Source organism: Gemmatimonas sp. (assembly GCF_041689975.1).
Lineage (GTDB): Bacteria > Gemmatimonadota > Gemmatimonadetes > Gemmatimonadales > Gemmatimonadaceae > Gemmatimonas.
Window position 1 is genome coordinate 1 of record NZ_JBDNFF010000357.1, and the last position, 3,165, is coordinate 3,165.

Below are 3,165 nucleotides of genomic sequence, written 5' to 3' on the forward strand. Positions count from 1 at the left end.
CCGAAAGCACCGCGGTTCGCGAGAAGTCCGCGAAGATCGCGAAGGCACGCGAAGAACAGCTACAACATGAGTGGTGGTTCGGCGCGCCCCCGTCCGCCGGCGCGATTCCCAAATCAATTCGTTTTGCTGTTCTTCGCGAGCCTTCGCGGTCCTTCGCGAGCTTCGCGCGAACCAGCTGGCTCTCCGACCGCGCCGAGCCCACCGAAAGCACCGCGGTTCACGCGAAGTCCGCGAAGTCCGCGAAGAACAGCGGCGTATATGACCGTGTTCGGTTTAGCCAGCGTTCAATCCGCCATCCACGGCGAGCGCGTGTCCCACCATGAAAGCGCTCGCGGTACTGCAGAGAAAGAGCACCGTCTCGGCCATCTCGCTGGCGGTGCCCAGTCGGCCGAGCGGTACGCGCGCCGTGAGTTCGTGTTCCGGTAGGCCCGCGTCGAACATGTCTTGCACCATGGGCGTGAGCGTAAAGCCCGGACACAGCGCGTTGACCCGGATGCCCTTGCGCGCGTATTCCAGCGCAGCGGTGCGCGTGAGTCCCACGACGCCGTGCTTGCTGGCGGCGTAGGCCGAATGGCGGGGGAAGCCATTCAACCCGGCCACCGATGCCACGTTCACGATCGTGCCGCGCCCGGCCGCCAGCATGACCGGAATCTGGTGCCGCATACAGCGCCATACGCCGGTGAGATTGATGTCGATCACGGCATCCCACACGTCGGCTGGATAGTCAGCCGTGCGCACTTCCGCGCCGCCTACCCCGGCGGCGTTGACCGCGAAATCGAGCGCGCCGAAATGCTCGACGGTGCGCGTCACGGCGGCGGCGATCATCGCGTCGTCGCGCACATCGCACGGCAGGGCCAGTCCGCCAAACTCGTGAGCGACCGCTTCCGCGCGCGACTGCTGCACGTCGCCGACGACGACCTTGGCGCCCTGCGCGGCGAAGGCCCGGGCCGAGGCGGCACCGATACCGGAGGCGCCGCCGGTAATGAACACGACGCGATCAGTGAATTCAGACACGGCGATGCGGGCAGAGGGTGAATGGTGGCGTGTCGCCAAAGGTACTTGGAAGGAAACGCCAGCGCGCTCGATACTATTCTCCTCGCGGCAGCGCGATGACGCCGCGACTGCTGGGCTCCCGCTCGGTTCACCCTTCCTCTCGCCTGACTTCGGCGATACCATCACCCTGGTGCATGCGAACTGCTTACTGGACGATGCGCCGAACTACCGTCAGCGCACCGCGCGCCCAGCATGACGGCGCCAGCCGCGTTCACCGACCGCACGCGGACTGTGCGCTTCCGGCTGCACATAGCGATGATCGTCGCCGCGGGATTGGTGACGATGCTGGCCGTGGCCCGCGCCCGGGAGCGGCGGAGCGCAGAAGAACGTCGCCTGAATGAACGCGCCCAAGAGGTCACGGAAACCGTCGTGCGTTCGATCGACGCCACCGTGGGTCAGACTGAAGCGTTGCTCGGCAGCATCGGCGTGCTGATGGATCTCAACGAAGCACCGGCCCGAAGCGACACGGTATTCCGGAATCTGTATAGCGGAACGTCGTCGCTATTCTCCAACATCTTTCCCGTTGATACCGCCGGCCAGAATATCGGCGGTGCAAGGTTACCGGCGGGTGGTCGCGCACTCGCAAGTCTCGCGAGTCGTGAGTACTTCAAGGATGAGCTTCGCACCAAGCGCTTTACGGTGGGCACGATGGTGCGCTCCCGCCTGCTGGAGGGGGCGCCATGGATAATGCCCTTCATCCTGCCGGTGCTGACCGTCGATGGCGCGCGCGTCACCGCCATGGTGGGCGCCTCCATAGAGCTCGACTCGCTGGATGCCATGGAAATCGCCCGAACCCTGCCGATCGGCTCGGTGATTTCGGTGGTGGATACCGGCGGGACCGTCGTGTTCCGATCGGCCCATCCGGACCGCTGGATCGGTCAGCGCCTGCCACTCGACACGATCCTGAGGGCCAATCTGCGTGGCGGGAACCCGCGGATCTTCACCCGATCGTCATTGGATGGGGTGGAACGCAGTTTTGGATCGCGACTCGCCACCCAGGTGCCGTGGCTGGTATACGTGGATATTCTCAACGTACAGACATTCGACTTGGTGCGCTCATAGTTTCTGACCGACTTGCTCTTCGGCGCGTCCCTAGGGCTCGCCGTCTTGCTTTGCGGCTACTGGGTGACCAACCGCTTCATCGCCCCGATCGAATCGCTCACTCGCGACGCGCACGCGATTGCCGCGGGCGATGTGACGCGCCGCTCGCACATTACGTCGCAGGACGAAGCCGGTACGCTGGCCCGCGCCTTCAATCACATGGCCGACACCATTGTCGAGCGTAGTAGCGCACTCGACACCTCGCGTGAGCTGCTGCGACAGGCGCAGACACTGGATGCACTCGGCTCGTTCGCCGGTGGTATCGCCCACGACCTCAACAACTATCTGTCGTCGATCATGGGCCTGACCGAGATGGCGCTGGCGGAGATCCCCGCCGATTCGTCGGCGCGGGATGATCTCCTCGGCGTGCGATCCTCGGCCGAGCGCGCCGCCGATCTCACGCGACAGATTCTTGTCTTCAGCCGTCGTCAGGTGGTCGAGCCCCAACAGCTCGACGTCAACGATGTGATTCGTGGGATCAGCCGGATGGTCATGCGTCTCCTTGGTGAGCGAATCACCTTCGAGAGTTCACTGCCGGAGCTGGCGGGTTCCGTACGCGCGGATCGCGGACAGCTGGAGCAGGTCGTGGTGAATCTTGCGGCGAACGCGCGCGACGCGATGCCGCAGGGCGGAGACTTCCGGCTCTCCACACAACGCGTGCAGGTGGTGCCTTACGATCCGCTACACGCCGGGGTGGCTCCAGGCGACTTCGTGATGATATGCGCGGCCGATACGGGCGTCGGTATTGCTGAGGCGGTGCAGGCCCGCATGTTCGAGCCATTCTATTCCACAAAGGCGCGTGGACGCGGCACTGGGCTGGGGCTGGCGCTTGCGTACGGCATGGTGCAGTAGGCTGGCGGATTCATTCGCGTCGAGAGCCGCGAGGGGCAGGGCGCCCGCTTCTTCGTCTATTTTCCGGCGTGCGCAGAGGCGCCGATCACGGCGACCGCCAAACCCCCGTCCAGCGAAAGTCTGCGTGGCAGCGAACGGATTCTGCTGGTCGAGGATGAC

The 3,165-nt window shown here is 64.8% G+C and carries 3 protein-coding genes; 2 read left to right on the forward strand and 1 reads right to left on the reverse strand.

Annotated features, from left to right (window positions below):
- Positions 1-273: 273 nt before the first annotated feature.
- Positions 274-1,014: an SDR family NAD(P)-dependent oxidoreductase gene (locus ACESNG_RS20890; RefSeq protein ID WP_373057954.1), complete on the reverse strand. Its 741-nt coding sequence runs from the start codon at positions 1,012-1,014 to the stop codon at positions 274-276.
- A gap of 231 nt (positions 1,015-1,245) precedes the next feature.
- Here ACESNG_RS20890 and ACESNG_RS20895 point away from each other — a divergent pair, with 231 nt between their 5' ends.
- Both ACESNG_RS20895 and ACESNG_RS20900 read left to right on the forward strand, forming a co-directional pair.
- Entirely contained in the window at positions 1,246-2,115 is an 870-nt protein-coding gene (locus ACESNG_RS20895) for a cache domain-containing protein (RefSeq protein ID WP_373070673.1), read from the forward strand.
- 63 nt (positions 2,116-2,178) lie between these two features.
- The gene (locus ACESNG_RS20900) at positions 2,179-3,006 is read left to right on the forward strand and encodes a sensor histidine kinase (RefSeq protein ID WP_373070675.1); all 828 of its coding nucleotides are present in this window, start codon (positions 2,179-2,181) and stop codon (positions 3,004-3,006) included.
- The last annotated feature ends 159 nt before the right edge of the window (positions 3,007-3,165 follow it).